Raw genomic sequence first — 2,622 nt, forward strand, 5'->3', positions numbered from 1 at the left:
CGGCGCAAGATCTACATGGTGTCCACGCCCACGCTGAAGGGCCATTCGCGCATCGAAGCGGCCTATCTCGACAGCGATCAGCGATATTTCCACGTTCCCTGCCAGCATTGTGGCGACATGGCCCCGATCACATGGGCACGCATCCGCTGGCCAGAGGGACAGCGCGACGCCGCCTATCTGGTCTGCGAGGCCTGCGGTGGCGTGCATCATGAGCATGAAAAGCCGCGCCTGATGTCTGCCGGGGAGTGGCGACCGACCGCGCTGGGCGATGGCCGTACGGCAGGGTTCCACCTATCATCGCTCTATTCGCCATGGGAGACTTGGGCCGAGATCGCGCAGGAACATGCCCGCGTCGCCAAGGATCCGGCCCGGCTTCAGGTCTGGGTCAACACCAAACTGGGCGAGTCCTGGGAAGACCAGGCGGGCGACACAGTTCCCGCTGATCCGCTGATGGCGCGGCGCGAGGATTGGGGCGGCGACCTCGCCCCCGGCGTGGCCGTGTTGACGGCGGGTGTCGATGTGCAGGGCGATAGGATCGAGGCGCAGATCGTTGGCTGGGGCCGCGACGAGGAAGCGTGGGTGATCGACTACCGCGTGCTCTGGGGCGATCCGTCAGGCCCGCGCCTGTGGTCCGACCTCGACGGCGTCCTGAACGGCACCTATGGCGATCTGCCGGTGCGCGCTGTCGCAGTCGATACCGGCGGCCACCACACCAAGATGGCCTACGAGTTCTGTCGCACTCGCCTCGCCCGCCGCATCTGGGCGATCAAGGGGCGCGGCGGCCCCGGCATCCCGGTGTGGCCGCGCCGTCCCACCCGAACCAACAAGGGCAAGATCCCGCTGTTCATCGTCGGCGTCGATGCGGTGAAGGACGCGGTCTACGCGCGCCTGAAACTGACCGAGCCCGGTCCCGGCGCGATCCACTTCCCCCGCCGCCTCGACGCCGACTATTTCCGCCAGTTGACTGCCGAACGCGTCGTCACTCGGTTTGAGAAGGGCCGCCCCATCCGATCCTGGCAGCCCAAGCGCGACGGCGAACGCAACGAGGCGCTGGATACCTTCGTCTACGCTCACGCCGCTCTGCACGGGCTGATCAGCATGGGGATGCGATTGAACGAGGAAGCGGAGGGGGTGGTCGGTACTTCCCATAGCCCCAACGGATTGTCCAAGACGCCCGTGATCCGGTCAGCATGGATGAAATGACCGATTGAAAACTCGGACTCTTATGGTCATTCTGACCCGAACAGGGGAGGCGACCATGAAAACGATGTCGGCCCGAGATGCTAAGCATCAGTTTGGTCTACTGATCGACACAGCACTCGCAGAGCCGGTGGTGATAGAGAAGCATGGTCGACCCGTTGTGTTGGTTATCGCAATCGAAGAATACGAAAAGCTGACGGGCACCATCCTTCCGCAGCATCGGAAGGAGAAAGAAAACAGATGAGCGCTTTAGAAATTAAACGAGACGCAGCGCAAGGGAAGATTTGGAGCCACGTTCGCCAGAAGTGGCTCGTTGAAACACCCGAAGAGACCGTTCGTCAAAAGTATTTGCTGGTTCTGGTAAATGATTACGGTTTCTCCGTCGATCAAATCTCGGAAGAAATGGATCTGACCGGCCGCGGCTCGGCATCCGCACGAGCTGACTTCGTCCTGTGGCGAACCATACAAGACAAAGTTGATGACAACTCCCCATTCATCATTGTTGAATGCAAATCTGATAATATTACCATTAAGCCCTCCGACTATAGCCAAGGTGAAAACTACGCCAGGATATGTGGCGCACCCTTCTTCGTTACTCACAATTCGCGGGAAACGAAGTACTGGCGCGTAATGAAAAACAAAGTTCCCGGCTATACAGAAGAGATTGAAAACATTCCTCATGGTGATGCTTCTGACAAGGACATCGAAGAGCTCCTGTCCAAGTTACGTGCATTCAAGGAAAGAGAGTTCGCCGACCTTTTGCACAAGTGCCATAACATCATCCGAAATCGAGAAAAGAAGGATCCTGCCGCCGCCTTCGATGAGATAGCAAAGGTCCTATTCATCAAAGTTTACGTGGAACGACAGCTACTCACTCGTCGAAACAAAACCAACCTCTTCACTGTTGACGTTCTGAAGACTCAGATCGCAGAAAATCCTCTGGACAACCTCTTCCAGAATACGAAGCAGGCTTACGCTACCGACAAAATATTTGAGGATGACGAACGTATAAACCTGAAGCCAGCCACGGCCGAAGCAATCGTTAAAGAGCTAGAAAAATATAATCTTTCTGACACAAGTGAAGACGTGAAAGGCGTTGCATTTGAACGATTTCTTGGTCGCACTTTCAGAGGCGAAATTGGCCAGTTCTTCACCCCACGCAGCATTGTGGAGTTTATGGTTCATATGCTGGATCCACAGGAGGGCGAGATTGTATGCGACCCAGCGAGCGGCTCAGGCGGTTTTCTGATCCGAGTCTTTGAAATCGTTCGCGAGAAAATACTCGCTAGTGTTCTACGCCTGACATAGGATTCCCAACTGCTACCGGCTGTGGCATGTTCGGGAGATGAGACGCTCCGACATCTGCCTTTACCTGGGCCCCGCCGACCGCGCTGAGCTTCAAGCTTTGCTGAGCAACCGCAA

Annotated in this window: 3 protein-coding genes; all 3 read left to right on the forward strand. The window is 57.0% G+C overall.

Annotation, left to right across the window (positions count from 1 at the left end; all coding sequences use genetic code 11):
* Positions 1–1,203, forward strand: a 1,203-nt coding sequence (locus tag ACEW8Q_RS01575) for a phage terminase large subunit family protein (protein ID WP_373502298.1), incomplete at its 5' end; no start/stop codon positions are given.
* A 55-nt stretch (positions 1,204–1,258) separates the two neighbouring features.
* Positions 1,259–1,444: a type II toxin-antitoxin system Phd/YefM family antitoxin gene (locus ACEW8Q_RS01580; RefSeq protein WP_373502299.1), complete on the forward strand. Its 186-nt coding sequence runs from the start codon at positions 1,259–1,261 to the stop codon at positions 1,442–1,444.
* Entirely contained in the window at positions 1,441–2,508 is a 1,068-nt protein-coding gene (locus ACEW8Q_RS01585) for a type I restriction enzyme HsdR N-terminal domain-containing protein (RefSeq protein ID WP_373502300.1), read from the forward strand. The genes ACEW8Q_RS01580 and ACEW8Q_RS01585 overlap by 4 nt, the downstream gene beginning before the upstream one ends.
* Positions 2,509–2,622 lie beyond the last annotated feature (114 nt).

Origin of the sequence: Aestuariivirga sp., assembly GCF_041738905.1 — a bacterium.
In the GTDB taxonomy this organism is placed as follows: domain Bacteria; phylum Pseudomonadota; class Alphaproteobacteria; order Rhizobiales; family Aestuariivirgaceae; genus Aestuariivirga.